Raw genomic sequence first — 21,511 nt, forward strand, 5'->3', positions numbered from 1 at the left:
CGAACACCATGGCTAGCACCTTCGCCGCGGTGTTCGAGATCGTGAGCTTCGGCGCGATCATCGTGCTGGTCGTGCTCGGGCTCGGCATCATCGCCAGCATGATGGGCATCTTCAACTTCGCGCAGGGCGAGTTCGTCCTGCTCGGCGCCTATGTGACTTATCTGGCGTATGCCCACGGCGCGCCGGTCTGGGCCGGCATGGTCGCGGCGCCCTTCGTGGTCGGCGCGATCGGCTTCGTGCTGGAAGCGTTGATCATCCGGCGCTTCTACGCCGCGCCGATCGTGGCGATGCTCGGCACCTATGCGCTCGGCCTGATCATCCGCGAGAGCGTGCGCGGGCTGATCGGCGGCTTCTATCTCACGGTGCCGGAGCCGATCGGCGGTTCGATCGATCTCGGCTCGGTCCACATCTCGGCCTGGCGCTTCACCATCATCGTGATCACGCTCTTGGTGATGGGCGCGTGCTATCTGCTGCTGGCGCGCACGAGCTTCGGGCTGCGCGTCCGTGCCACGCTGGAGAACCCGGCGCTCGCGCGCGCGTCGGGGATCTCGACGCCCCTGATCTACGGCGCGACCTTCGCGTTCGGCGCGGCGCTGGCCGGGCTTGCCGGCGCGCTGATCGTGCCGGTGTTCAGCCTGTTCGCCGATCTCGGCATTCGTTTCCTGATCCAGGGTTTCGTCGCCGTGATGGTCGGCGGGGTCGGCTCCTTCATCGGTCCGGTCGCCGGCGCCGGCGTGATCGGCACGCTCAGCGCGGCGCTGCCATGGATCATGTCGCCCGTCGTCGCCGACGTGCTCGTCTTCGTGCTCGCCATTGCCTTCATCAAATTCCGGCCGCAAGGCCTCATTGCTGGGAAAGGGGTCTAATCATATGTCGTTTGAACGCATGAACCTGACGCGCCGCCGCTTCATGAGCAATTTCGCTTTCGCGACCGGCGCGCTCGCGACCGGGGTCGGAAGCTGGGTGGTCCGGCCGGATTGGGCCAACGCAGCGGAGGGCCCGATCAAGGTCGGCATCGCGACCGACCTGACCGGCCCGATCGCCTATGCCGGCAATGCCGACGCCAACGTCGCCAAGATGGTGATCAAGGAGATCAATGCCGGCGGCGGCCTGCTCGGTCGGCCGCTCGAGCTCTATATCGAGGACACCGCCTCGAACGAATCGATCGCGGTCGGCAATGTCCGCAAGCTGATCCAGCGCGACAAGGTCGACATGGTGCTGGGCGGCATCACCTCGTCGATGCGCAACGCGATCAAGGATCCGATCGTGGCGCGCGGCAAGACGCTCTACATCTATCCGCAGCTCTACGAGGGCAAGGAGTGCACGCCCTACCTGTTCTGCACCGGGCCGACGCCGGCGCAGCAATGCGACACCTTCATTCCCTGGCTGATCAAGAACGGCGGCAAGAAGTTCGCGCTGCCGAGCGCCAATTATGTCTGGCCGCACACGCTCAACGTCTACGCCCGCAAGGTGATCGAGGACAATGGCGGCGAGGTCGTGTTCGAGGAGTATTACCCACTCGATCAGGTCGACTTCTCGGCCACCGTCAACCGCATCGTCTCCAACAAGGTCGACGTGGTCTTCAACACCGTGATCCCGCCGGGCGTCGGTCCGTTCTTCAAGCAGCTCTATGAAGCCGGCTTCCTGAAGAACGGCGGGCGGCTCGCCTGCGTCTACTATGACGAGAACACGCTCAACATCAATCAGGCCAACGAGATCGAGGGGTTGGCGAGCTGCCTCGATTACTTCAAGGTGCTAACCAAGGAGAGCCCGTTCGACGCCAAGCTCCAGGCGGCCTATGAAAAGGATTTCCCGGGCAACTTCCTGTTCGCGGCCGGCAGCGCCGCCACCGGAACTTATCGCGGTCTCAAGCTGTGGGAAGCCGCGGTCAAGGAAGCCGGCAAGATCGACCGTGAGTCGGTTGCGGCCGCGCTCGACCACGCCAAGATCGCCGAAGGGCCCGGCGGACCAGCCGAAATGGTGCCGGGCAAGCGTCACTGCAAGATGAAGATGTACACCGCTGTTGCCAAAGGCGGGAACTATGAGATCGTGGCGCGCAGCGACGGTCTCGTTGATCCCAAGGAATGCTGAGCGATCAATGGGTGGAGCAAGAGAAGCCGTCGCACGCGTCGGTGAGGAACCAGATGTCGTGACGAGTGGGCGTGCACCGGCCGCACATGCGCCGGCGAAACAGGCATCGGCAGGATGGAAGGTCCTGCCGATCGTGGAAGGGCTGGTGCTGCTGATCGCACTGGTCCTGCCATGGGTGCTGCAGGATTATCTCACGGTGTTCGCCACCCGCGTGGTGATCCTCGCGCTGTTCGCGCTGTCGTTCGACCTGGTGTGGGGCTATGCCGGCATCATGAGCTTCGGCCAGGCGCTGTTCTTCGGTGCCGCCGGCTACGGCGTGGCGCTGATGGCGCGCGACCTCAACGTCACCTCGATCCTGCTGATCCTGCCGGCGGGCACGCTGATCGGGCTCACCGCGGCGCTCTTGCTCGGCGGCTTCCTTTTGCTCGGGCGTTATCCCTCGAGCGTGATCTTCGTCTCGCTCGGCACCTTGACCGGCTCCTATGCTGCGGACCGGCTGGCGCGCGGCTGGTACTATCTCGGCGGCCAGAACGGCATCCCCTCGATCCCGCCGCTTACCCTCGGCAGCTACGAGTTCGAGGAAGGGCCGGTCTACTACTACATGGTGCTTGCGATCCTCGTGGTGGTCTATCTGCTCTGCCGTTTCCTGGTCCGCTCGCAATTCGGGCTGGCGCTGGCGGGGCTGCGCGAGAACGAGCAGCGCATCGCCTTCTTCGGCTACAAGGCGCAGCACCTGAAGGCAATCATCTTCGCGATCGGCGGCACCATCGCCGGCCTCGCCGGCAGCCTCTATGCCTTCCACGAAGGCTTCGTCTGGCCCAACATGCTCGGCGTCGTGTTCTCGACCCAGGTCGTGCTCTACGTCTTGTTTGGTGGCTCCGGCACGCTGATCGGCGCCGTGATCGGCACCGTGATCATCGAGGGCGTCTCGTTCTGGCTGTCGGACAATTACCGCGACATCTGGCCGATCATTCTCGGCGTGCTGCTGCTGCTCGTCATCATGTTCCGCCCGCTCGGGCTGATCTCCTTCGTGCTCGGTGAGCGCGAGCGGGTCGGCAGCTTCGGCAAGGGGCCAAGCAAAGCGCCAAAGGAGACCGGCAATGCCGCTCCTTGAGGCGCAAGGGATCAGCAAGGTGTTCGGCAAGCTGACCGCGCTCGACGGTGCTGATCTGACCGTCGGCGAGAACGAGTTTCACGGCCTGATCGGCCCGAACGGCTCGGGCAAGAGCACGCTGATGAAATGCGTCGCCGGCGCCGAGGTGCCGACCACGGGCAAGGTCTCCTTCGTCAACACCGACATCACCGCGTTCACGCCGACGGAGCGTGCCCGCGCCGGCATGAGCCTGAAATTCCAGATCACCTCGGTGCTGCCGACGCTGACGCTGTACGACAACATCCTGTTGGCACTGCAGGCGCAGTCCTCGCTGTTCGACCTCGTGCTCTCGCGCACCCGCAGACGCCTGCACGATCAGGTGATGGCGATGCTGACCCAGTTCCGGCTCGCCGATCGCGCGCATGATGCCGCAGCCGCCCTGTCGCACGGCCAGCAGCAATGGCTCGAGATCGCGATGGCGCTCGCAGGCCGACCGCGGCTGTTGCTGCTGGATGAGCCGACCGGCGGCATGAGCCTCGAGGAGCGCCGCGTCACCGGCGAGCTGTTGCAGCCGATCAAGCAGCATTGCTCGCTCGTCATCGTCGAACACGACCTCGATTTCATCCGCGACATCTGCGACCGCCTCACCGTGCTCGACCAGGGCAAGGTGCTGGCGTCGGGTACGGTCGCGGAGATCCAGGCCAACAAGAGCGTCCAGGAGATCTACCTTCGCCGTGCCTGACCAGTCCTTCCTCGATATAAGGCATCTCGATGCCGGTTATGGCCGCAGCCAGGTGCTGTTCGATGTCAACATCGGCATTCCCTGGCGCGGCGGCGTCGCCGTGCTCGGCCGCAATGGCGCCGGCAAGACCACGCTGATGAAGACCATCGTCGGCGAGCTCGTGAGTTCGCAGGGTGAATTGTTCTTCGACGGCCGCGATATCACGCGGCGCCGCACCGAGGAGCGCGTGCGCTCCGGCATCGGCTATGTGCCGCAGGAGCATTCGGTGTTCGCGCGGCTTTCGGTGCGCGACAACCTCGCGGTCGGCTCGCTGTTCAATTCCGACGCCAGCGCGGTCGACCGCGTGCTGGCGATCTTCCCGAAACTCGGCCAGCGTCTCGACCAGCCGGCCGGTACGCTGTCCGGCGGCGAGCGCAAGATGCTGGCGATCGGCCGCGCCATGCTCGGCAATCCGAAACTGCTGCTGCTGGACGAGCCGACCGAAGGCGTCTGGATCGGTGTGATCGAGGAGATCACCGAGCGCCTGATCGAGCTTGCCAAGGGCATCGCGGTCGTGATCGTGGAGCAGCATCTCGACCTCGCGCTGCGCGTCGCCGACTACGCCTATGTGCTGGACCGCGGCCGCGTCGCGCTGCAGGGCGGCGCGAGCGAGGTGCGCAACGATCCGGAACTGCTGCGCTATCTCGCGCCATAGTTGCACGGCGGGCCGGTCCGCCGCCGAAGCGCTTGCTGAAGCCGGTGAATCCCGGGTTCCCGAGGAACGAAGCCCGCCCGCTGCCGTTGGCCAGCGGGAGGACTTCACAATGCGCTATTTTGCGATTGCAGCTCTTCTTGCCACCGCCGCGATGGGCAGCAGTGCCGCGCTGGCACAGCACTCCGGTACGCCAGGGGAGCAAAGTGCATGCTCGCGCGATGCGCAGCGCTTCTGCCGCAAGGACCTCGGCAATGACGGCGCCGTGCAGAACTGTCTTCAGATGAAGCGCGCGAGTCTGAGCCGAAGCTGCAAGAAGGTGTTCGAAAGCCACGGCATGTGATCGCCGCCCGGTCGTGCCGCGCCTGATGCCGGGCTAGTGCGGCGGGCGTTCGGTCGACGCGCTTGTGCCCGCGTCGGCGAAGGATCGAAGCGGTCCTCACCGTGCCGGCTTGACCGGGCGGCCCGGTACGCCGCGGCCCATCGGCTCAAGCGCTGCTGTCTCTGGAATACTGGATCACCCGTATGCGCGGGTGATGACACCGCGTGTTTGACATCTTGAATCACCGCGTCGCCCTGGCGAAAGCCAGGACGACGAGCGGTGAGGCGCGCGCAACTCCGCGACGGAGTGTGGGTCGCAGGGGACGACACCGTACGTCGTTTGAAGTATGTCGTTTGAAATGTCTGTCGGAAACGGCCAACGTCACGGCGCGTGCGCGCCGCGCTTACTTCACCGCGGAGAAGCGGGTGTCGAACGAGTTGGGCTGCACCACGGGCGCGGAGCCGGCGAGCTGGGTCGACGATGTCGCGGCAGGGGCTGCTGCGGCGGTGTCGGTCGTCTGCGGCTTCGGTGCGGGTTTGGCGGCCTGCTTCGGCTCCGTCTTCGGTGCGACGCGAACCACCGATTGCGGCTTGGCCTCGGCGACCTTCGGCTTGGGCGGAGCGGCGGTGGCCGGAGCGGTCGCCTTGCTGGCGTCGGCGGTGGCTCCGCCAATGCCGACCTTGCGGGCAAAGCTCGAGAAGAAGCCTTCGGACTTGCCGGACGCGTTCGCCGAGGCAACCCGGGTGTTGGCCGGCGGCGCGGTCGACGACGCCGTCGCGACCGGGGTCGACGACGTGGTCGCGACGACCGGCTCTTCCTGCTGGACCGCGAGGCTGGGCTTGGGCGGATTGACCGTGCCGGGGATCGTGCCGGGGGCGCGCGCCAGCGACATCGATGCCAGCGCCTGGCTGTCGCCGCCTTCGGACAGACCGGTGTTTCCTTCCGGAATCTTCGAGGCGAAGATCGCGTTCATGCCGCCGTCGATGCCGGTGTTGAGGCGCGCCACCGGCGTGCCCTTGGCGGCCAATTTGGCCATCTCGGCGTCGTCGCGCTGCTCCTTCTCGCGCACCGCGCTCGCGATCTCCTCGGGGATCACATAGGCCGGGCATTTCGCGGCGGCGTCGAACACCGGATCGCGCACGGCGTTCGGGGCCTTCACCGCGTCGAAGACGTACTTCTTCTCGCAGAAGTCGACCTTCGGCTCCTGCTTCGTCACCTCGAAATGATCATAGCCTTCCTTGATCATCTTCCAGAAGGCCATGTTCGGATTGTTGCGGTGCTTGGCCATGTTCACCGCCGTCATCCGGAACGGGTAGGCCTGCAGCTGGAACGCCTTCTGGCCGCCGAAGAAGGATTCGCGGCCGAGCGAATAGATCTCGGCGATCTGTTCGTCCGTCATCGCGTAGCAGCCGCGCGACGAACAGTCGCCATGCACCATCAGCTGCGAGCCGGTGCGGCCGAGTGCCTTGTCGAAGGCATTCGGATAGCCGGTGTTGAACGAGAGATAGTAGGCCGACTGCGGATTCATCTGGCTGGGGTTGATCGAATAGAACCCCTCGGGCGCCTGGCGGTCGCCTTCGCGGACCTTCGGGCCGAGATCGCCCGACCAGCGGCAGATCGGATAGGTCTTGAGCAGCGCGAACTGGCCGGAGCGGGTCTGCTTCCAGACCTCGAGCTCGGCCTCCTGCTTGAACAGGCGCACCAGGATCGGCGACTGCAGATCCATGTCCTTTTCGGCCATGGCCGCCACGAGCCTTGGCGGGACCGGCTGGTTGGCCTTAGCGTTCTGGGCGAGCGAAATCTGGTCGCTGTCACAACCGGCGAGCATGGCGCCTGCGGCGAGCACCGCCGAAGTCAGAAGCGCGCGTACGAGCGTGCGATGAGTCAAGTCCGAGCTCCACACCCACCGGGCGATTTTCGCGACCCCAACACGGCGAATATGCCCTGAAGCCATTGTGTAAAATATTAGCCTTCCACGCCCCGTGCTCGCAACCTGAACAGGGGCTGACAGCCCTCACGGTAGCAGGCATGGTTCAAGGAACGTTAAAGACCCGGCTCGGGGCCCAATTACGGCGAAATTGCCTGATTCGGGCGAAAAATCCGGCCGTTTGGGCGCCTCAGCCGAGCTTGCGGCCGATATCGAGGAACTTCTGGCGCCGCTGTTTGCGAATCGCGTCCGGATCAAGATTTCGTAGGTCGTTGAACGCCTGGGCGATCGCGTCGCCCGTGGTCGTGATCATCGCGGCGGAGTCGCGATGAGCGCCGCCGGAGGGCTCCTTCAGGATCTGGTCGATCACGCCGAAGCGCAGCATGTCCTGGGCGGTGATCTTCATGCTGTTGGCGGCTTCCTGCGCCTTGGTGCCGTCGCGCCACAGGATCGAGGATGCCGCCTCCGGCGAGATCACGCTGTAGATCGCGTGCTCCATCATCAGGACGCGGTTGGCGGTGGTGATCGCGATGGCGCCGCCCGACATGCCTTCGCCGGTGACGATCGCGACATTGGGCACACCGAGCGACAGGCAGGCATCGGTCGAGCGCGCGATCGCCTCGGCCTGGCCGCGCTCCTCGGCGCCGATGCCGGGATAGGCGCCGGCGGAATCGACGATCGACAGCACCGGGATGCCGAAGCGGTCGGCCATCTCCATCAGGCGCACCGCCTTGCGGTAGCCTTCGGGGCGCGCCATGCCGAAATTGTGCTTGATGCGGGTGTCGGTGGTGGCGCCCTTCTCCTGGCCGACCACGCAGATGCTCTCGCCGCGGAATCGGCCGAAGCCGCCGATCAGGGCCTCGTCGTCGGCGAACTTGCGGTCACCGGCCATCGGCGTGAATTCGGTGATCAGGCCGTTGACGAAGTCGGTGAAGTGCGGCCGCTGCGGATGCCGCGCCACCAGTGTCTTCTGCCACGGCGTCAGATTGGCGTAGAGGTCGGTCAGCGCCTGCGCGGCCTTGTCCTCGATCCGCGCGACCTCGTCGCCGATGTCGCTGCCGCTTGCGGCAAGCGCCCGCAATTCGTCGATCTTGGATTCAAGCTCGGCGACGGGTTTTTCGAAGTCGAGATAGCTGCGCATCGGGTCGGGCATCAACTCAATATAGGGAGGAACGGTGCGAGGGGCGAAGCGGTTTTGGCGGTGTAAAGAGAAGTTTTGTAACTTCAACTGGTTAACGCGCATTCGGGCGGAACGCACGCTTCGGGATCGCAATCAGGTGACGCTCTTTCCGCGGAGACGCAGCGGAAGTCAAGGCAGATGAGGCGACGGTATCGATGTCCCGACGCGGTCAGGGCGCGGCGGACTTACTTCTCGGCCAGCGGATGCAGGTCGCGGACCAGGCTCTTCAGCCGCTCCTCGACCACATGGGTATAGATCTGGGTGGTCGAGATGTCGGTGTGGCCGAGCAGGGTCTGCACGATGCGGAGATCAGCGCCATTGTGCAGCAGATGGCTGGCAAACGCGTGACGCAGCACGTGCGGGGAGACCAGCCGCGGCGCAAGGCCGGAGGCAGCCGCAAGCTCCTTCAGGTCGCGGGCAAAATGCTGCCGGGTCAGATGGCCGCTCTCGCCGGAGGAGGGAAACAGCCATTTCGATGCTGCTGCCTTCTTCGCCTTCGGTGTCATCACCTCCAGCGCCGCAAGATAGTCCGCCATTGCCTGGCGCGAGGCGTCGTTGAGCGGCACCAGCCGCTCCTTGTTGCCCTTGCCGCGCACCACGATCATCCGTGCATCGCGCCGCGCCGCGGAGATCGGCAGCGACACCAGCTCGGAGACGCGCAGCCCGGTGGCGTAGAGCACCTCGAGCAGGCAATAGAGCCGCAGCGCGCGCAGCCGCTGCGCCGGCGAGACGTCGGTCTGGGTCAGCTCCCTGGCGCGGGCCAGCATGCGGTCGACGTCCTGGATCGACAGCACCTTGGGCAGGCCGCGGCCGCGCTTCGGGCCGGACAGGATCGCGGCCGGATCGTCGCCGCGGACCCGCTCGTTGAGCAGGAAGCGGTAGAGATGCCGCATCGCCGACAGCCGCCGCGCCACGCTGGTCGACTTGAACCCGCGAGTGTCGAGGTCGGCAAGGTAGCCGCGCAGCGTCTCGGTGTCGGCGCTGGTGAAATCGGCGCCGGCATGGGCGAGGTAGTCGGAGAAATCGGTGAGGTCGCGCCGGTAGGCATCGAGCGTGTTGGCGCCGGCGCCCTGTTCCGCGGCGAGCATGTCGAGGAACAATGCGGTCAGCCTGGCGTCGGAGGATTTGGCCGGAGCCTTGGTGGTGGCCCTGGCGGGGGTCTTGGTGATCTTGGCGGGAGCGGTCATGCCAAGACTCATAGCGCCTATTTCTTGAGGAACTTATCCGGCGGGATGGTCACCGTCATTTCCCGCGGTTTCGGGTGCACGAAATTCGCCAGCGCGAAGACGATGCCGTACCCGATCCCGAAAATCACGGCGACGACCGTCAGGAAGCGGAACAGGCTGGGCATAGAGGCGACTCGGGCGGCGAATTAACCAATGAAATCATCCAACATGTTCCCCGCGCCGTTGCAAGAGTCGCTGGTAACGGTATCGCCGGGGGTAGTATAGGTGGCTCGAATTCCGAACAATTCGTCCCAATATCCGAGCTTTTTGATGTCCGACGCAGCCGTCCCGGCGCCCACCCACCCGACCCTGGAGGCCGACATCGCGGCCGCGCTGGGGACGCGGTCGATCGTGCTGGTCGGCATGATGGGGGCGGGCAAATCGACCATCGGCCGGCGGGTGGCGGCGCGGCTCAAGCTGCCGTTCACGGATGCCGACACCGAGATCGAGACGGCGGCCGGCATGACGATCCCCGAGATCTTCGAGACCCATGGCGAGGCCTATTTCCGCGACGGCGAGGCGCGGGTGATCGCCCGCATCCTCGACAGCGGTCCGATCGTGCTGGCAACCGGCGGCGGCGCCTTCATGCGCGAGGAGACCCGCAACCGGATCCGCGACCGCGCGATCTCGATCTGGCTCAAGGCCGACAGTGATATCATCATGCGCCGCGTCCGCCGCCGCGCCGATCGTCCGCTGCTGCACACCCCGGATCCGGAGGCGACCGTCAACCGGCTGCTCAGCGAGCGCGAGCCGGTCTACCGTAACGCCGATCTGACGATCGCCTCGCGCGACGTACCGCACGACCGCATCGTCGACGAATGCCTCGAGGCCCTGCATGCGCATCTGTGCGGCGTGCGGCCGGCCGGCGAGCCACCACAAGATGGAATGAATACGACCTCATGACTGCGCCCTTGAAACACTCCGCCTCCGTTACCGTCGACGTCGCGCTCGGCGACCGTGCCTATGACATCGTCATCGGCCGCGACGTGTTGCAGTCGCTCGGAGAACGCGTCGCGGCGCTCCGGCCCGGCGTGCGCACCGCCATCGTCACCGACCGCACGGTTGCGAAGCATTGGCTGGAGCCGACCGAAGCGTCGCTTGCTGCCGCAGGCGTGCCGACCTCGCGGATCGTGGTCGAGGAGGGCGAGGGTTCGAAGAGCTACGGCACGCTGACGGAGGTCAGCGAAGCGCTGATCGCGGCCAAGATCGAGCGCAACGATCTGGTCATCGCGCTCGGCGGCGGCGTGGTCGGCGATCTCGCCGGCTTCGCGGCGGCGATCCTGCGCCGCGGCGTCGATTTCGTGCAGGTGCCGACCTCGCTGCTCGCGCAGGTCGATTCCTCGGTCGGCGGCAAGACCGGCATCAATTCGCCGCAGGGCAAGAACCTGATCGGCGCCTTCCACCAGCCGGTGCTTGTCATCGCCGATACCTCGGTGCTCGACACGCTGTCGCCGCGCCAGTTCCGCGCCGGCTACGCCGAGGTCGCGAAATACGGCATCCTGGGTGACGAGGCGTTCTTCGCCTGGCTCGAGACCAACCACGCCGACATCTTCGCGGGTGGCGCCGGGCGCGAGCACGCGATCGCAACCTCCTGCCGCGCCAAGGCCGGCGTCGTCTCCCGCGACGAGCGCGAGACCGGCGAGCGCGCGCTGCTCAATCTCGGTCATACCTTCGGCCATGCACTTGAAGCCGCGACCGGCTTCTCGGATCGCCTGTTTCATGGCGAGGGTGTCTCGGTCGGCATGGTGCTCGCCGCGGAATTCTCCGCGCAGCTCGGCATGATCTCGACCGACGATGCGGCCCGCATCGCGCGTCATCTTTCCGCGGTAGGGTTGCCGACGCGCCTGCAGGATATCGCAGGCTTCACGCAGGAAGGGCTTGCCGATGCCGACGCGCTGCTGGCGCTGATGGCGCAGGACAAGAAGGTCAAGCGCGGCAAGCTTACCTTCATCCTGCTGGAGGCGGTCGGCCGCGCGGTGATTGCCAACAATGTCGAGCCACAGCCGGTGCGCGACTTCCTGCAAGCCAAGCTCAAGGCCTAGACCGGGATGCCTCTCCTTCGGATCGTCATCCCGCTCTGTCTTTTTGATTTGAGCATGATCTTTTCGGAAAACCGCTACACACTTTTCCGGATCATGCTCTAGCCACGGATCAGTTCAGTGGGATGGTTCACCTTCTCGATCGTGCTGCTCTGTCTCTTCATCTCCGCGTTCTTCGCGGCGAGTGAGACGGCGCTGACCGGCGCCTCGCGCGCCAGCATGCTGCGGCTGTCGAAACAGGGCAACAGCGAGGCCGGGGTGGTCTCGAAACTGATCAACATGCGCGAGCGCATGATCGGGGCGCTGCTGCTCGGCAACAACATCGCCAATATCGGCGCCTCGGCGCTGGCGACCGGCGTGTTCACCGCCTGGTTCGGCGATGTCGGCGTGCTCTACGCCACCGCGGTCATGACCGTGATGGTCGTGGTGTTCGCCGAGGTGCTGCCCAAAACCATCGCGATCAACGCGCCCGACCGCATCTCGCTCCTGGTGGCTCGGCCGATGCGGCTGACCATCTTCGTGCTGGGGCCGCTGCTCACCGTCATCGAGACCATCGTGCTGGCGCTGATGAAGCTGCTCGGCATCAAGGTCGGCGCCCATCAGGCGGTGTTGTCGCCGACCGAGCGTCTGCGCGGTGCGGTCGATCTGCTGCATCACGAAGGCAAGGTCGAGAAGCACGACCGCGACATGCTGGGCGGCCTGCTGGACCTCCGCGAGTTGCAGGTCTCCGACGTGATGGTCCATCGCACCGAGATGACCATGGTCAACGCCGACCTGCCGCCGGAAGAGCTGGTGCGCGAGGTGCTGGCGAGCGAATACACCCGCATTCCGCTGTGGCGGGAGAAGCCGGAGAACATCGTCGGCGTGCTCCACGCTAAGGATCTGTTGCGCGCGATGCGCGCCAATGAAGGCGACATGTCCGCGATCGATGCCTCCGCGATCGCGCTGCCGCCCTGGTTCGTGCCGGAGATGCGTCCGGTCTCCGAGCAGTTGAAGGCGTTCCGCCGCCGCAAGACCCACTTCGCCCTCGTGGTCGACGAGTATGGCGAGGTCGAAGGCATGGTGACGCTGGAGGACATCCTGGAGGAGATCGTCGGCGACATCTCCGACGAGCACGACGTCGTCGTTGCCGGTGTGCGCGCCCAGCCGGATGGCTCGGTGGTGGTCGACGGCTCGGTCCCGATCCGCGATCTCAACCGCGCGATGGACTGGCACCTGCCGGACGAGGAGGCGACCACCGTCGCGGGCCTCGTGATCCACGAGGCCCGCTCGATCCCGGAGCGCGGCCAGAGCTTCACCTTCCACGGCTTCCGTTTCCGCGTGCTCCGCCGCGAGCGCAACCGCATCACCGCGCTGCGTATCGTGGCTGTTCAGCGCGAGGCTGCCGAGCTCGACGAGAAGAAGCCGAAGCGGGCGGGGACGGCGTTCTAGCGTTGCTGCGGCAAGCGCAAATCCATCACCGTCACCCTGAGGAGCCGCGAAGCGGCGTCTCGAAGGGTCGACGGGCACGAGCGGTGGCCGTGCATCCTTCGAGGCTCGCAAGAGCTCGCACCTCCAGCGACAACGGCAAAGCCGTTGCGCGGGGATGACGGGGCGCGCAGCTTTATCCGCGTCATTGCGAGCGAAGCGAAGCAATCCATCGCGCGGCATACGCGGAAGCATGGATTGGCTTCGTCGCTATCGCTCCTCGCAATGACGGGGTGAATAGCTTCACAAGTTCTCAGGATGACGGTTTGCTAGTCGCGCCTGATCACTCGATATCGATCGAGATGCCCGACAGCTTCCACGCGCCTTCGGAGGCGACGAAGCCGAGCTGATACTTCACCTGCTTGGGCGTGGTGTCGAAATGGCCCTTCAGCCGCAACACGCCCTTGTCGTCGATCTTGGCGTCCTCATCGAGAACGATCGGCTTGGCAACCACGGCGTCGAACACCGCGTGCTTGTCGACCAGGTCCTTGAAGATCGTCTGCAGCTTGTCGGGCGGAAACTGGTCGCGGAACGGCTTTGAGATCTTGGCGTGGAACACGGTGAAATTGTTCGCGGCCACCGCATCGTTGAGCGAGACCAGGATGCTCTTGATCAGCACCTCCTGGACGAACGGGCTCGGCATATCCAGCGCCGAGGCCGGGCGCATCGTACAGATCAGGAGCAGGCCGGCGGCGGTGACAATCGACCGGAAACGTGGCCAGCAAGGGATCATCAATGGCCCCATATTAACGTGGCGAAGCGATGGTCAGTCACCTGCTCACGCATGGAGCGGGTCCATCGCCGGAGGTCCTACTCCCATAACGGAAAACCGCCGCGGCGTCTTGAGGCAAGCGCGAACTAGCGGGGCTTTTCCCCGGGGCCGTGTGCATGGATCGCCAGCGCATGCACCGAGCCGGCGAGTTCCTGCGCCAGCGTCGCATTTATCATGCGATGGCGTTCGATCCGGCTCTTCCCTTCGAAGGCCGGAGACACAATATATACCCTGAAATGCGTCTCCCCGCCTGGCCTGTGGCCGGCGTGGCCCTCATGCAGATGTGACTCGTCGACGACGTCGAGGCTTTCGGGCAAGAAAGCTTCACGCAATTTGTTTATGATAGCGTCTTTGGTGCTCATGGCGGCGGAGTTAGTTTCGCGGCGGCTTTTCGTCAATGGTGCAAGCGGGAAACGAGGTCTGCGCAATGTCAAGACTTGAAGATTTGTGCATTGCGTAGTCAAAGAGAACATGCCGATCGATTCATCAAAATTCTTCGACTCCATTCGCATCAAGCCGACCAAGGTGAGTGCGAAGCGCCAGGCGCAGGCCGGCGAGCAGGCCGTGACCTGCGAGTGGGCGGGTTGCCAGAACAAGGGCGCGCATCGCGCTCCGAAGGGCCGCGAGAATTCGCGCGAGTATTGGCACTTCTGCCTCGATCACGTCCGCGAGTACAACCAGTCCTACAATTTCTTCCAGGGCATGAATCCTGACGACGTCGCGCGCTACCAGAAGGACGCGCTGACCGGCCATCGTCCGACCTGGAAGATGGGCGCCAACAACGGCAAGAAGGAGAGCGGTCTCGATGCCGCCTCCGATCCGTTCCACGTGTTCTCCGAGCTCAACGGCCGTGGCCGCTGGCGCCCCGGGCCGGGCGGCGCGGAGCCCAAGCCCGAGACCCGCAAGGTGATGAACGCCGAGCGCAAGGCGCTGCAGGTGATGGGGCTAGGGGCCGAGGCGACGCTGGAAGACGTCAAGTCGAAGTACAAGGCGCTGGTCAAGCAGCACCATCCCGACGCCAATGGCGGCGACCGCTCCACCGAGGATCGCCTGATCGAGATCATCAAGGCGTATAATTATCTGAAGACCGTGGTGCGCGAGGCCTGATCTCCCGCCCTCGTCGCCCCTGCTTTCGAAAGCAGGGACGACGGCGGAGTTTGTGGCTCCGCCGTCGTCCAGCGGTGCAGTTCGTAGCCCGGATGAAGCGAAGCGCAATCCGGGGTGCCCCTTATCCGCGGCCGTACCGTTCCCGGATTTCGCTTCGCTCCATCCGGGCTACGGGTTCACGAGCTAGCTATTCAATCCTTCGGCACCGCCCCGACATAGGACGAGCTCGGCCGGATCAGCCGTCCGGTGCGGCGCTGCTCGAGGGCGTGCGCGGTCCAGCCGGAGGCGCGGGCCACCGCGAAGATCGGCGTGAACGCCTGCCGCGGGATCTCCAGGGCGTCGAGCAGGATCGCGGTGAAGAACTCGACATTGGTCTCGAGCGGCCGGTCCGGATTCTTCTTCCGCAGCGCCTGGCGGATATAGGCCTCGACTTCGCCCGCAAACGGCAGGTCGGCACCACTGGCCTCCAGGCGCTCGATCGCGACCTTCAGCACGTCGGCGCGCGGGTCGCGCACGCGATAGACGCGATGGCCGAACCCCATCAGCCGTTCGCCGCGCGCCAGCGCGTCGTCGACCCAGGGCTTGATGCGCTCGCGCGTGCCGATCGCATCCAGCATCTCCAGCACCGGCTCCGGCGCGCCGCCATGCAGCGGGCCGGTCAGCGCGCAATAGCCGCCGGTGATGGCCGCGAACAGGTCGGCCTGGGTGGACGCGATCACCCGGGTGGTGAAGGTCGATGCATTCATGCCGTGATCGCAAACCGTGACGAGATAGGCATCGAGGGCTGCGACCTCGCGCGGCGCGGCCTTGCGGCCCAGCAGCATATGCAGCGTGTCGGCGGCGTGGCTGACAGTCGGGTCCGGAGCGATCGGGTCGTGCCCCCTGGCTTGCTGCACCAGCGCGCCGGCGATCACCGGGAAGGCGCCGACGATGGTCGCCTCGTGCTCCAGCCCGTTCTCGCCGCGCAGCCCCGCAATCGCGGCCCGGAAGCCGTCGACGATGGACATGCCGCGCGTCGCCGGCAGCAGGTCCGGCAGCCGCGCGAAGGCGCGCTCGCGGGCGGCGCCGAGGCTGGCGCGGACATTGGCCTCGCTCATCGACTTGCCGGTGGCGCCGTTCCACAGCCGCGCGGTGACGCCCTCGAAGCTCGACTTGCCGGCGAGGTTGGCGACGTGCTCGCCGGCGATGATCAACTCGCCGCGCTCGCCGTCGACATGGCTCAACACGGTCTCGGCGGCGGGAACGCCGTCCAGACCGATCTGGCTCTTGGTGAGAATCATGTTCATGGCCCGATCTCCTTGCTTCACCCCTTCAAGGTCAGGCCTCTCGACGAGTTGATCAATCTTGATTATATAAATCAATATGAAAAAATCCGCCGAGCTTTACCTCTCTGCCCGCGAGGCCGCCGCCGAGCTCGCGATCTCGCCGGCGACCCTCTACGCCTATGTCAGCCGCGGGCTGATCCGCTCCGAGCCGTCGCCGGATTCGCGCAGCCACCGCTACCGCGCCGAGGACATCAGGGGGTTGAAGGAGCGCCGCGTGCCGTCGCCGGAGCCGCGCGGGCTCCGCAATTTCGATGCGGACTTGCCGGTGATGGATTCGGCGATCGCAACCATCACCGAACAGGGCCCGATCTATCGCGGCGTGAACTGCGTCGATCTCGCCGAGCGCGACACGCTGGAGCACACCGCGACGCTGCTGTGGGACGTCACCGGCGTCGACCCGTTCGCGCCGGACAATTGTCCGCATGTCTCGGATGAAATGCGCGCGATCGCGGAGGCCGCGCGCCGCGCCCAGCCGATCGACCGCACGGTTGCGGTGCTGGCGCTGGCGGCAAGCGCCGATCCCGGCGCCTTCACCCGTGCGCCCGATGGCCGCGCGATGGTCGGCGGTCGCATCTTGCGGCTGCTGCTCGCGACCATGCTGAATGCGGTGCCATCGGCCGAGCCGCTGCACGAGCAGGTGGCGCGGGCCTGGACGCCTGATAACAAGCACGCGCCCGACCTGATCCGTCGCGCGCTGGTGCTGCTCGCCGATCATGAGTTGAACGCGTCCACCTTCACCGCACGCTGCGCGGCATCGACCGGCCTCAATCTGTACGACGCCGTCATCGCCGGGCTCGTCGCGCTGAAAGGGCCGATGCATGGCGGCGCCGGCGTGCTCGCCTCGCGCCTCGTCAAGACGATGATCGACAATGACGTTGCACCCGTGGTGCGCGAGCGGGTTGCGCTCGGCGAGCGGTTCGCCGGCTTCGGGCACGGCGTCTACAAGAAGGGCGATCCACGCGCGATCTCGCTGCTCGAGGCGCTGACGCGGGCCGGCGCGCCGCGCAAGTTCACCCGGGAGGTGCCGGAGCGGATCGCGGAGGCGACCGGCGAATTCGTCAACATCGATTACGCGCTGGCGGTGCTGGTGCATGCGCTGCGGATGCCCGCGGGCAGCGAACTCGCGCTGTTTGCAATGGCCCGCAGCGTCGGGTGGATCGCGCATGCCAGCGAGCAGCTTCAGCACGGCAAGCTGATCAGGCCTCGCGCACGCTATGTCGGCCCGGCGCCGGGGCGGGCCGGTACGACCAGCAGCATCTAGCCGCTACTTCGTGGGCTTGGCCGGTTCGATCAGACCGCCGCCATGGCGGCGGCGGATGGTCCAGAGGGCGAGCGCCAGAATTACGGCAGCGCCCGCGACCGCAAACATCCAGAGATGCTTGCCGACATGCTCATGATGCGGCAGGCCGGCATAGTCGTGCAGCGCGGTGACGGCGAGCACGCCGGGCAGCACATGCGCCGGCGCCCAGAGCAGGATCGCGGGGATGTTGACCGCGTAGAAGAGCGCCGGCGGCATGTCGAGCGCGCCGGCGGTGATCGGCACGAAGGCGCGGATCGGCGGCACGAAGCGGGCGAAGAACACCGCGAGCACGCCCCAGCGGTTGAAGAAGGCCTCGCTCTGCGCGACCACGCGCGGATAGTTGGAGAGCGGCCAGGCGGAGAGGATCTCGCGCTGGCTGCGGTAGCCGATCATGAAGGCGGTGCCGTCGCCAAGCATCGCGCCGGCGGCCGCGGCGGCCAGCACCGGCACGAGCTTCAACTCGCCGCCGGGGACCAACGCGCTCAGCGCCAGGATGATGGTCGAGCCCGGCACCAGCGAGCCGACCACCGGCACCGCTTCCAGCAGGGCAGCCAGAAACAGCGTCAGATAGGCGAGCCAGGCATGGGCCGAAACGAACGCGATCAATGGGTCGAGGAGTGAAGTCACAAAATTCCCATCTGGCGGTGATATCGCCTTGAGAGCTAACAACTCCCCGTCGGGCTGAAAAGTGCCCGGCCGGGCAGGCCGCCGTGGCGCTGCGGCGAAAGTACGGCGGGATTTGCAGGGCAGCCTTCCAAAAACCGGGTTTCGCCCCTATCTTTATGATACACCAACGGAACTTTGATTTGCCCGCGGGCTTCTGCCAGCCGTTGCACTCTGCTAGGCTTGTGCGAAGCACCCCATCCGCAGCCAAATGACCTAAATCTGGTTTCGGGAACGCCCGGGACCTCGGAGGATGAATGACGACCGCCGTCCAGACCAAAGAGCAAGAACCCGTCGGCTTGCCCGACATGAAGGTGTCGGTCCGGCAGGTCTTCGGGATCGATAGCGATCTGGAAGTTCCCGCCTATTCGGAAGTCGATCCGCATGTGCCGGAAACCGATCCGGACTATCGCTTCGACCGCGCGACCACGCTCGCGATCCTCGCAGGCTTCGCCAAGAACCGCCGCGTGATGGTCACCGGCTATCACGGCACCGGCAAGTCGACGCATATCGAGCAGGTTGCGGCCCGCCTCAACTGGCCTTGCGTGCGCGTCAACCTCGACAGCCACATCAGCCGTATCGACCTGGTCGGCAAGGACGCCATCGTGGTCAAGGACGGCAAGCAGGTCACCGAATTCCGTGACGGCATCCTGCCCTGGGCATTGCAGCACAACATCGCGCTGGTGTTCGACGAATACGACGCCGGCCGCCCGGACGTGATGTTCGTGATCCAGCGCGTGCTGGAAGTCTCGGGCCGCCTGACGCTGCTCGACCAGAACAAGGTGATCAAGCCGCATCCGGCGTTCCGCCTGTTCTCGACCGCCAACACGGTCGGCCTCGGTGACACCTCGGGCCTCTATCACGGCACCCAGCAGATCAACCAGGGCCAGATGGACCGCTGGTCGATCGTCACCACGCTGAACTACCTCGCCCACGACGAGGAAGTTGAGATCGTGCTGGCCAAGGCGCGCCACTACCGCACGCAGGAAGGCCGCGACATCGTCAACAAGATGGTGCGGCTTGCGGATCTCACCCGCAATGCCTTCGCCAACGGCGACCTGTCGACGGTGATGAGCCCGCGCACGGTGATCACCTGGGCCGAGAACTCGGACATCTTCAACGACATCGGCTTCGCATTCCGCGTCACCTTCCTCAACAAGTGTGACGAGCTGGAACGGCCGCTGGTCGCCGAGTTCTACCAGCGCTGCTTCAATGTCGAGCTGCCGGAATCCTCGGTCAACGTGGCGCTCAGCTAATCCATGCCGAAAATCTCCGTCGAGCGCACAGTCACACAGACGAAGAGGGCGGTGCTCGGCGGATTGCTCCGCTACAACAACGAGAAGATGGGGAAGCAGAAGTACAAGCGCTTCGCCATCTCGCTGCGGCAAGGCGACGAGGTTGTCGGCGGCATCGTCGGCGAGGTCTGGACCGCGGTGTTGTTCATTCAGTTGTTCTGGATGGAGCAGAAGTTTCGCAACAGGGGCTTTGGCGCGAAGCTGATCAAGGCGATCGAAGACGAGGCGCGGCGCTTCGGAGCGACGCGATCCTATCTGGATACGATGAGCTTCCAGGCGCCGGGCTTCTACCGCGCCAACGGATACAAAGAGTTCGGTTCGATTGAGGGGTATCCCGGCGGCGTCACGCGCCACTGGTTTACGAAATCGCTATGACAACCTCCAACATCAAATTCCGTCCCGGATCAAAGGAAGCGCCGACCGAGCCGTTCAAGCGCTCGGTGTCGGCGTGCCTGAAGGCGATCGCCAAGAAGCCGGAGCTCGAGGTCTCTTTCGCCGCCGAGCGTCCCGGGCTCGCGCCCGGCAAGGCGCGGCTGCCGGAGCCGGCGCGCAAGATGACCAAGCGCGATGCGGCGATCGTGCGGGGCCACGCCGATTCGATCGCGCTCAAGATCGCCTGTCACGATCCCAAGGTGCATCGCAAGCTGATGCCGGGCAATCCGCAGGCGCGCGGCGTGTTCGAGGCGGTCGAGCAGGCGCGCGTCGAGGCGATCGGCTCGCGGCGGATGTCCGGCGTCGCCAAGAATCTCACCGCGATGCTCGACGATCATTTCCACCGCGGCAAGTATGACGAGATCACCGATCGCGCCGATGCGCCGCTATCGGATGCGCTGGCGATGCTGGTGCGCGAACGTCTCACCGGCATGGCGCCGCCCGCGGCCGCCAAGAAGATGGTCGATCTCTGGCGTCCGACGCTGGAGGACAAGATCGGCTCGCGGCTCGACCAGCTCAGCCGCTTCACCGAGGACCAGGCGAGGTTCGGCGACCTCGTCCATGATCTGCTGTCGGCGCTCGATCTCGGCGACGACCGCAACATGGATTCCGACGACGACGAGGACCAGGACGAGAACCAGGACGGCGAGAGCGATCAGTCCGGCGCCGAGGGCTCGCCCGATTCCGACGCTGCGCAGGAGATGAGCGCCGACCAGGCCCAGACCACTGCGGAAGAGATGAGCGAAAGCGCGATGGAGAGCGCGCAGGCCTCGACGTCGGACACGTTCGACGACGGCGAGCTCGGCGACGACGAGACGCCGGGCGAAGCGACGCGGCCGAATTCACGCGGCCAGAACGAGCCGCGCGGTCCGGAGTACCACGCGTTCGCGCCGAAGTTCGACGAGGTGATCGCCGCCGAAGACCTCTGCGATCACGACGAGCTGGAGCGGCTGCGCTCCTACCTCGACAAGCAGCTCGCACATCTGCAGGGCATTGTGGCGCGGCTTGCCAATCGCCTGCAGCGCCGGCTGATGGCGCAGCAGAACCGCGCCTGGGAGTTCGATCTCGAAGAGGGCATCCTCGATCCGGCGCGGCTGTCGCGCGTCGTCACCGATCCCTATCACCCGCTGTCCTTCATGCATGAGAAGGAGGCGACGTTCCGCGACACCGTGGTGACGCTGCTGCTGGACAATTCCGGCTCGATGCGCGGCCGCCCGATCACGGTCGCCGCCACCTGCGCCGACATCCTGGCACGCACGCTGGAGCGTTGCGGCGTCAAGGTCGAGATCCTGGGCTTCACCACCCGCGCCTGGAAGGGCGGGCAGTCGCGCGAGTCGTGGCTTGCCGCCGGCAAGCCGGCCAATCCCGGCCGCCTCAACGATCTCAGGCACATCATCTACAAGTCGGCCGATGCGCCATGGCGTCGCGCGCGGAAGAATCTCGGCCTGATGATGCGCGAGGGCCTGCTCAAGGAGAACATCGACGGCGAGGCGCTCGACTGGGCGCACAAGCGCCTGCTGGCGCGTCCCGAGCAGCGCCGCATCCTGATGATGATCTCCGACGGCGCGCCGGTCGACGATTCCACGCTGTCGGTCAATCCCGGCAATTATCTCGAACGGCATCTGCGCCACATCATCGACGAGATCGAGACCCGCTCGCCGGTCGAGCTGATCGCGATCGGCATCGGCCATGACGTGACGCGCTACTATCGCCGCGCCGTCACCATCGTCGACGCCGAAGAGCTCGGCGGTGCCATCACCGAAAAGCTCGCCGAGCTGTTCAGCGAGACCCACGGCTCGGCGCCTGCCCAGGGCACCCGTCGCCGCCTCCACTCGTGAG

General features: G+C 65.6%; 22 protein-coding genes. 14 read left to right on the top strand and 8 right to left on the bottom strand.

From position 1 onward, the window contains the following. The first annotated feature begins 8 nt into the window (after positions 1-8). From ACVILL_RS14760 to ACVILL_RS14785, 6 genes are all read left to right on the top strand, one after another. A complete protein-coding gene (locus tag ACVILL_RS14760; protein ID WP_456729709.1) occupies positions 9-866 on the top strand; it encodes a branched-chain amino acid ABC transporter permease in 858 nt (285 codons plus the stop codon). Positions 867-870: 4 nt separating this feature from the next. Beyond that, positions 871-2,091 carry a substrate-binding protein gene (locus ACVILL_RS14765; protein WP_456729710.1) on the top strand — a complete coding sequence of 407 codons (1,221 nt, stop codon included), beginning with the start codon at positions 871-873 and terminating at the stop codon, positions 2,089-2,091. A gap of 7 nt (positions 2,092-2,098) precedes the next feature. After that, positions 2,099-3,205, top strand: coding sequence for a branched-chain amino acid ABC transporter permease (locus ACVILL_RS14770; protein WP_456729711.1), 1,107 nt, complete (start codon positions 2,099-2,101; stop codon positions 3,203-3,205). After that, on the top strand, positions 3,192-3,926 hold the full coding sequence (locus ACVILL_RS14775) for an ABC transporter ATP-binding protein (RefSeq protein ID WP_456729712.1): 735 nt from the start codon (positions 3,192-3,194) through the stop codon (positions 3,924-3,926). Before ACVILL_RS14770 ends, ACVILL_RS14775 begins: the two co-directional genes overlap by 14 nt. After that, on the top strand, positions 3,919-4,620 hold the full coding sequence (locus ACVILL_RS14780; RefSeq protein ID WP_456729713.1) for a branched-chain amino acid ABC transporter ATP-binding protein: 702 nt from the start codon (positions 3,919-3,921) through the stop codon (positions 4,618-4,620). The genes ACVILL_RS14775 and ACVILL_RS14780 overlap by 8 nt, the downstream gene beginning before the upstream one ends. 109 nt (positions 4,621-4,729) lie before the next feature. Further along, on the top strand, positions 4,730-4,960 hold the full coding sequence (locus ACVILL_RS14785) for a hypothetical protein (protein ID WP_456729714.1): 231 nt from the start codon (positions 4,730-4,732) through the stop codon (positions 4,958-4,960). A gap of 382 nt (positions 4,961-5,342) precedes the next feature. On the opposite strand, the gene ACVILL_RS14790 is transcribed toward ACVILL_RS14785, so the two are convergent. The 4 genes from ACVILL_RS14790 to ACVILL_RS14805 all read right to left on the bottom strand — a co-directional run bounded on the left by ACVILL_RS14790 (position 5,343) and on the right by ACVILL_RS14805 (position 9,397). Next, positions 5,343-6,827, bottom strand: coding sequence for a L,D-transpeptidase family protein (locus ACVILL_RS14790; protein WP_456729715.1), 1,485 nt, complete (start codon positions 6,825-6,827; stop codon positions 5,343-5,345). Positions 6,828-7,056: 229 nt separating this feature from the next. Then, a complete protein-coding gene (locus ACVILL_RS14795; protein WP_456729716.1) occupies positions 7,057-8,019 on the bottom strand; it encodes an acetyl-CoA carboxylase carboxyltransferase subunit alpha in 963 nt (320 codons plus the stop codon). A 212-nt stretch (positions 8,020-8,231) separates the two neighbouring features. Further along, positions 8,232-9,233 carry a site-specific tyrosine recombinase XerD gene (xerD, locus tag ACVILL_RS14800; RefSeq protein WP_456729717.1) on the bottom strand — a complete coding sequence of 334 codons (1,002 nt, stop codon included), beginning with the start codon at positions 9,231-9,233 and terminating at the stop codon, positions 8,232-8,234. Positions 9,234-9,250: 17 nt separating this feature from the next. Then, positions 9,251-9,397, bottom strand: a complete 147-nt coding sequence (locus ACVILL_RS14805) for a hypothetical protein (protein ID WP_016843561.1) — start codon at positions 9,395-9,397, stop codon at positions 9,251-9,253. 145 nt (positions 9,398-9,542) lie between these two features. On the opposite strand from ACVILL_RS14805, the gene ACVILL_RS14810 reads away from it, so the two are divergent. The 3 genes from ACVILL_RS14810 to ACVILL_RS14820 all read left to right on the top strand — a co-directional run bounded on the left by ACVILL_RS14810 (position 9,543) and on the right by ACVILL_RS14820 (position 12,742). Continuing rightward, positions 9,543-10,175, top strand: a complete 633-nt coding sequence (locus ACVILL_RS14810) for a shikimate kinase (RefSeq protein WP_456729718.1) — start codon at positions 9,543-9,545, stop codon at positions 10,173-10,175. Then, entirely contained in the window at positions 10,172-11,314 is a 1,143-nt protein-coding gene (aroB, locus tag ACVILL_RS14815; protein ID WP_456729719.1) for a 3-dehydroquinate synthase, read from the top strand. Before ACVILL_RS14810 ends, aroB begins: the two co-directional genes overlap by 4 nt. A 117-nt stretch (positions 11,315-11,431) precedes the next feature. Further along, on the top strand, positions 11,432-12,742 hold the full coding sequence (locus ACVILL_RS14820; RefSeq protein ID WP_456729720.1) for an HlyC/CorC family transporter: 1,311 nt from the start codon (positions 11,432-11,434) through the stop codon (positions 12,740-12,742). 319 nt (positions 12,743-13,061) lie between these two features. On the opposite strand, the gene ACVILL_RS14825 is transcribed toward ACVILL_RS14820, so the two are convergent. Together ACVILL_RS14825 and ACVILL_RS14830 are read right to left on the bottom strand one after the other, a co-directional pair. Next, on the bottom strand, positions 13,062-13,511 hold the full coding sequence (locus tag ACVILL_RS14825; RefSeq protein ID WP_456729721.1) for a hypothetical protein: 450 nt from the start codon (positions 13,509-13,511) through the stop codon (positions 13,062-13,064). A gap of 125 nt (positions 13,512-13,636) precedes the next feature. Then, on the bottom strand, positions 13,637-13,912 hold the full coding sequence (locus ACVILL_RS14830; protein WP_028338206.1) for a BolA family protein: 276 nt from the start codon (positions 13,910-13,912) through the stop codon (positions 13,637-13,639). A 109-nt stretch (positions 13,913-14,021) separates the two neighbouring features. Here ACVILL_RS14830 and ACVILL_RS14835 point away from each other — a divergent pair, with 109 nt between their 5' ends. Next, positions 14,022-14,657: a J domain-containing protein gene (locus ACVILL_RS14835; protein WP_456729722.1), complete on the top strand. Its 636-nt coding sequence runs from the start codon at positions 14,022-14,024 to the stop codon at positions 14,655-14,657. Positions 14,658-14,848: 191 nt separating this feature from the next. On the opposite strand, the gene ACVILL_RS14840 is transcribed toward ACVILL_RS14835, so the two are convergent. Further along, positions 14,849-15,943 (bottom strand): citrate synthase/methylcitrate synthase, encoded by a 1,095-nt coding sequence (locus ACVILL_RS14840; RefSeq protein WP_456729723.1) that lies wholly within the window; start codon positions 15,941-15,943, stop codon positions 14,849-14,851. Positions 15,944-16,019: 76 nt separating this feature from the next. Here ACVILL_RS14840 and ACVILL_RS14845 point away from each other — a divergent pair, with 76 nt between their 5' ends. Beyond that, complete coding sequence (locus ACVILL_RS14845) at positions 16,020-17,243, top strand: citrate/2-methylcitrate synthase (protein ID WP_456729724.1); 1,224 nt, start codon at positions 16,020-16,022, stop codon at positions 17,241-17,243. Between the two features lie 3 nt (positions 17,244-17,246). On the opposite strand, the gene ACVILL_RS14850 is transcribed toward ACVILL_RS14845, so the two are convergent. Next, the gene (locus tag ACVILL_RS14850; protein ID WP_456729725.1) at positions 17,247-17,909 is read right to left on the bottom strand and encodes a DedA family protein; all 663 of its coding nucleotides are present in this window, start codon (positions 17,907-17,909) and stop codon (positions 17,247-17,249) included. Between the two features lie 293 nt (positions 17,910-18,202). Between ACVILL_RS14850 and cobS the strand changes: the two genes are divergently transcribed. From cobS to cobT, 3 genes are read left to right on the top strand one after another with little or no spacing between them, the layout of a single operon-like run. Further along, entirely contained in the window at positions 18,203-19,201 is a 999-nt protein-coding gene (gene cobS / locus ACVILL_RS14855; protein WP_456729726.1) for a cobaltochelatase subunit CobS, read from the top strand. Between the two features lie 3 nt (positions 19,202-19,204). Continuing rightward, positions 19,205-19,615, top strand: a complete 411-nt coding sequence (locus tag ACVILL_RS14860; protein ID WP_456729727.1) for a GNAT family N-acetyltransferase — start codon at positions 19,205-19,207, stop codon at positions 19,613-19,615. After that, complete coding sequence (gene cobT / locus ACVILL_RS14865; protein WP_456729728.1) at positions 19,612-21,510, top strand: cobaltochelatase subunit CobT; 1,899 nt, start codon at positions 19,612-19,614, stop codon at positions 21,508-21,510. The genes ACVILL_RS14860 and cobT overlap by 4 nt, the downstream gene beginning before the upstream one ends. Position 21,511 lies beyond the last annotated feature (1 nt).

It is taken from the genome of Bradyrhizobium sp. USDA 3364 (genome assembly GCF_054056355.1).

Excerpts from the sequence above, each read along its gene's own strand:
- ACVILL_RS14760 (WP_456729709.1), top strand. The coding sequence starts at position 9 with ATGGCTAGCACCTTCGCCGCGGTGTTCGAGATCGTGAGCTTCGGCGCG.
- ACVILL_RS14765 (WP_456729710.1), top strand. The coding sequence starts at position 871 with ATGTCGTTTGAACGCATGAACCTGACGCGCCGCCGCTTCATGAGCAAT.
- ACVILL_RS14770 (WP_456729711.1), top strand. The coding sequence starts at position 2,099 with ATGGGTGGAGCAAGAGAAGCCGTCGCACGCGTCGGTGAGGAACCAGAT.
- ACVILL_RS14775 (WP_456729712.1), top strand. The coding sequence starts at position 3,192 with ATGCCGCTCCTTGAGGCGCAAGGGATCAGCAAGGTGTTCGGCAAGCTG.
- ACVILL_RS14785 (WP_456729714.1), top strand. The coding sequence starts at position 4,730 with ATGCGCTATTTTGCGATTGCAGCTCTTCTTGCCACCGCCGCGATGGGC.
- ACVILL_RS14795 (WP_456729716.1), bottom strand. The coding sequence starts at position 8,019 with ATGCCCGACCCGATGCGCAGCTATCTCGACTTCGAAAAACCCGTCGCC.
- xerD (WP_456729717.1), bottom strand. The coding sequence starts at position 9,233 with ATGACCGCTCCCGCCAAGATCACCAAGACCCCCGCCAGGGCCACCACC.
- ACVILL_RS14805 (WP_016843561.1), bottom strand. The coding sequence starts at position 9,397 with ATGCCCAGCCTGTTCCGCTTCCTGACGGTCGTCGCCGTGATTTTCGGG.
- ACVILL_RS14810 (WP_456729718.1), top strand. The coding sequence starts at position 9,543 with ATGTCCGACGCAGCCGTCCCGGCGCCCACCCACCCGACCCTGGAGGCC.
- aroB (WP_456729719.1), top strand. The coding sequence starts at position 10,172 with ATGACTGCGCCCTTGAAACACTCCGCCTCCGTTACCGTCGACGTCGCG.
- ACVILL_RS14825 (WP_456729721.1), bottom strand. The coding sequence starts at position 13,511 with ATGATCCCTTGCTGGCCACGTTTCCGGTCGATTGTCACCGCCGCCGGC.
- ACVILL_RS14830 (WP_028338206.1), bottom strand. The coding sequence starts at position 13,912 with ATGAGCACCAAAGACGCTATCATAAACAAATTGCGTGAAGCTTTCTTG.
- ACVILL_RS14835 (WP_456729722.1), top strand. The coding sequence starts at position 14,022 with ATGCCGATCGATTCATCAAAATTCTTCGACTCCATTCGCATCAAGCCG.
- ACVILL_RS14840 (WP_456729723.1), bottom strand. The coding sequence starts at position 15,943 with ATGAACATGATTCTCACCAAGAGCCAGATCGGTCTGGACGGCGTTCCC.
- ACVILL_RS14845 (WP_456729724.1), top strand. The coding sequence starts at position 16,020 with ATGAAAAAATCCGCCGAGCTTTACCTCTCTGCCCGCGAGGCCGCCGCC.
- cobS (WP_456729726.1), top strand. The coding sequence starts at position 18,203 with ATGACGACCGCCGTCCAGACCAAAGAGCAAGAACCCGTCGGCTTGCCC.
- ACVILL_RS14860 (WP_456729727.1), top strand. The coding sequence starts at position 19,205 with ATGCCGAAAATCTCCGTCGAGCGCACAGTCACACAGACGAAGAGGGCG.
- cobT (WP_456729728.1), top strand. The coding sequence starts at position 19,612 with ATGACAACCTCCAACATCAAATTCCGTCCCGGATCAAAGGAAGCGCCG.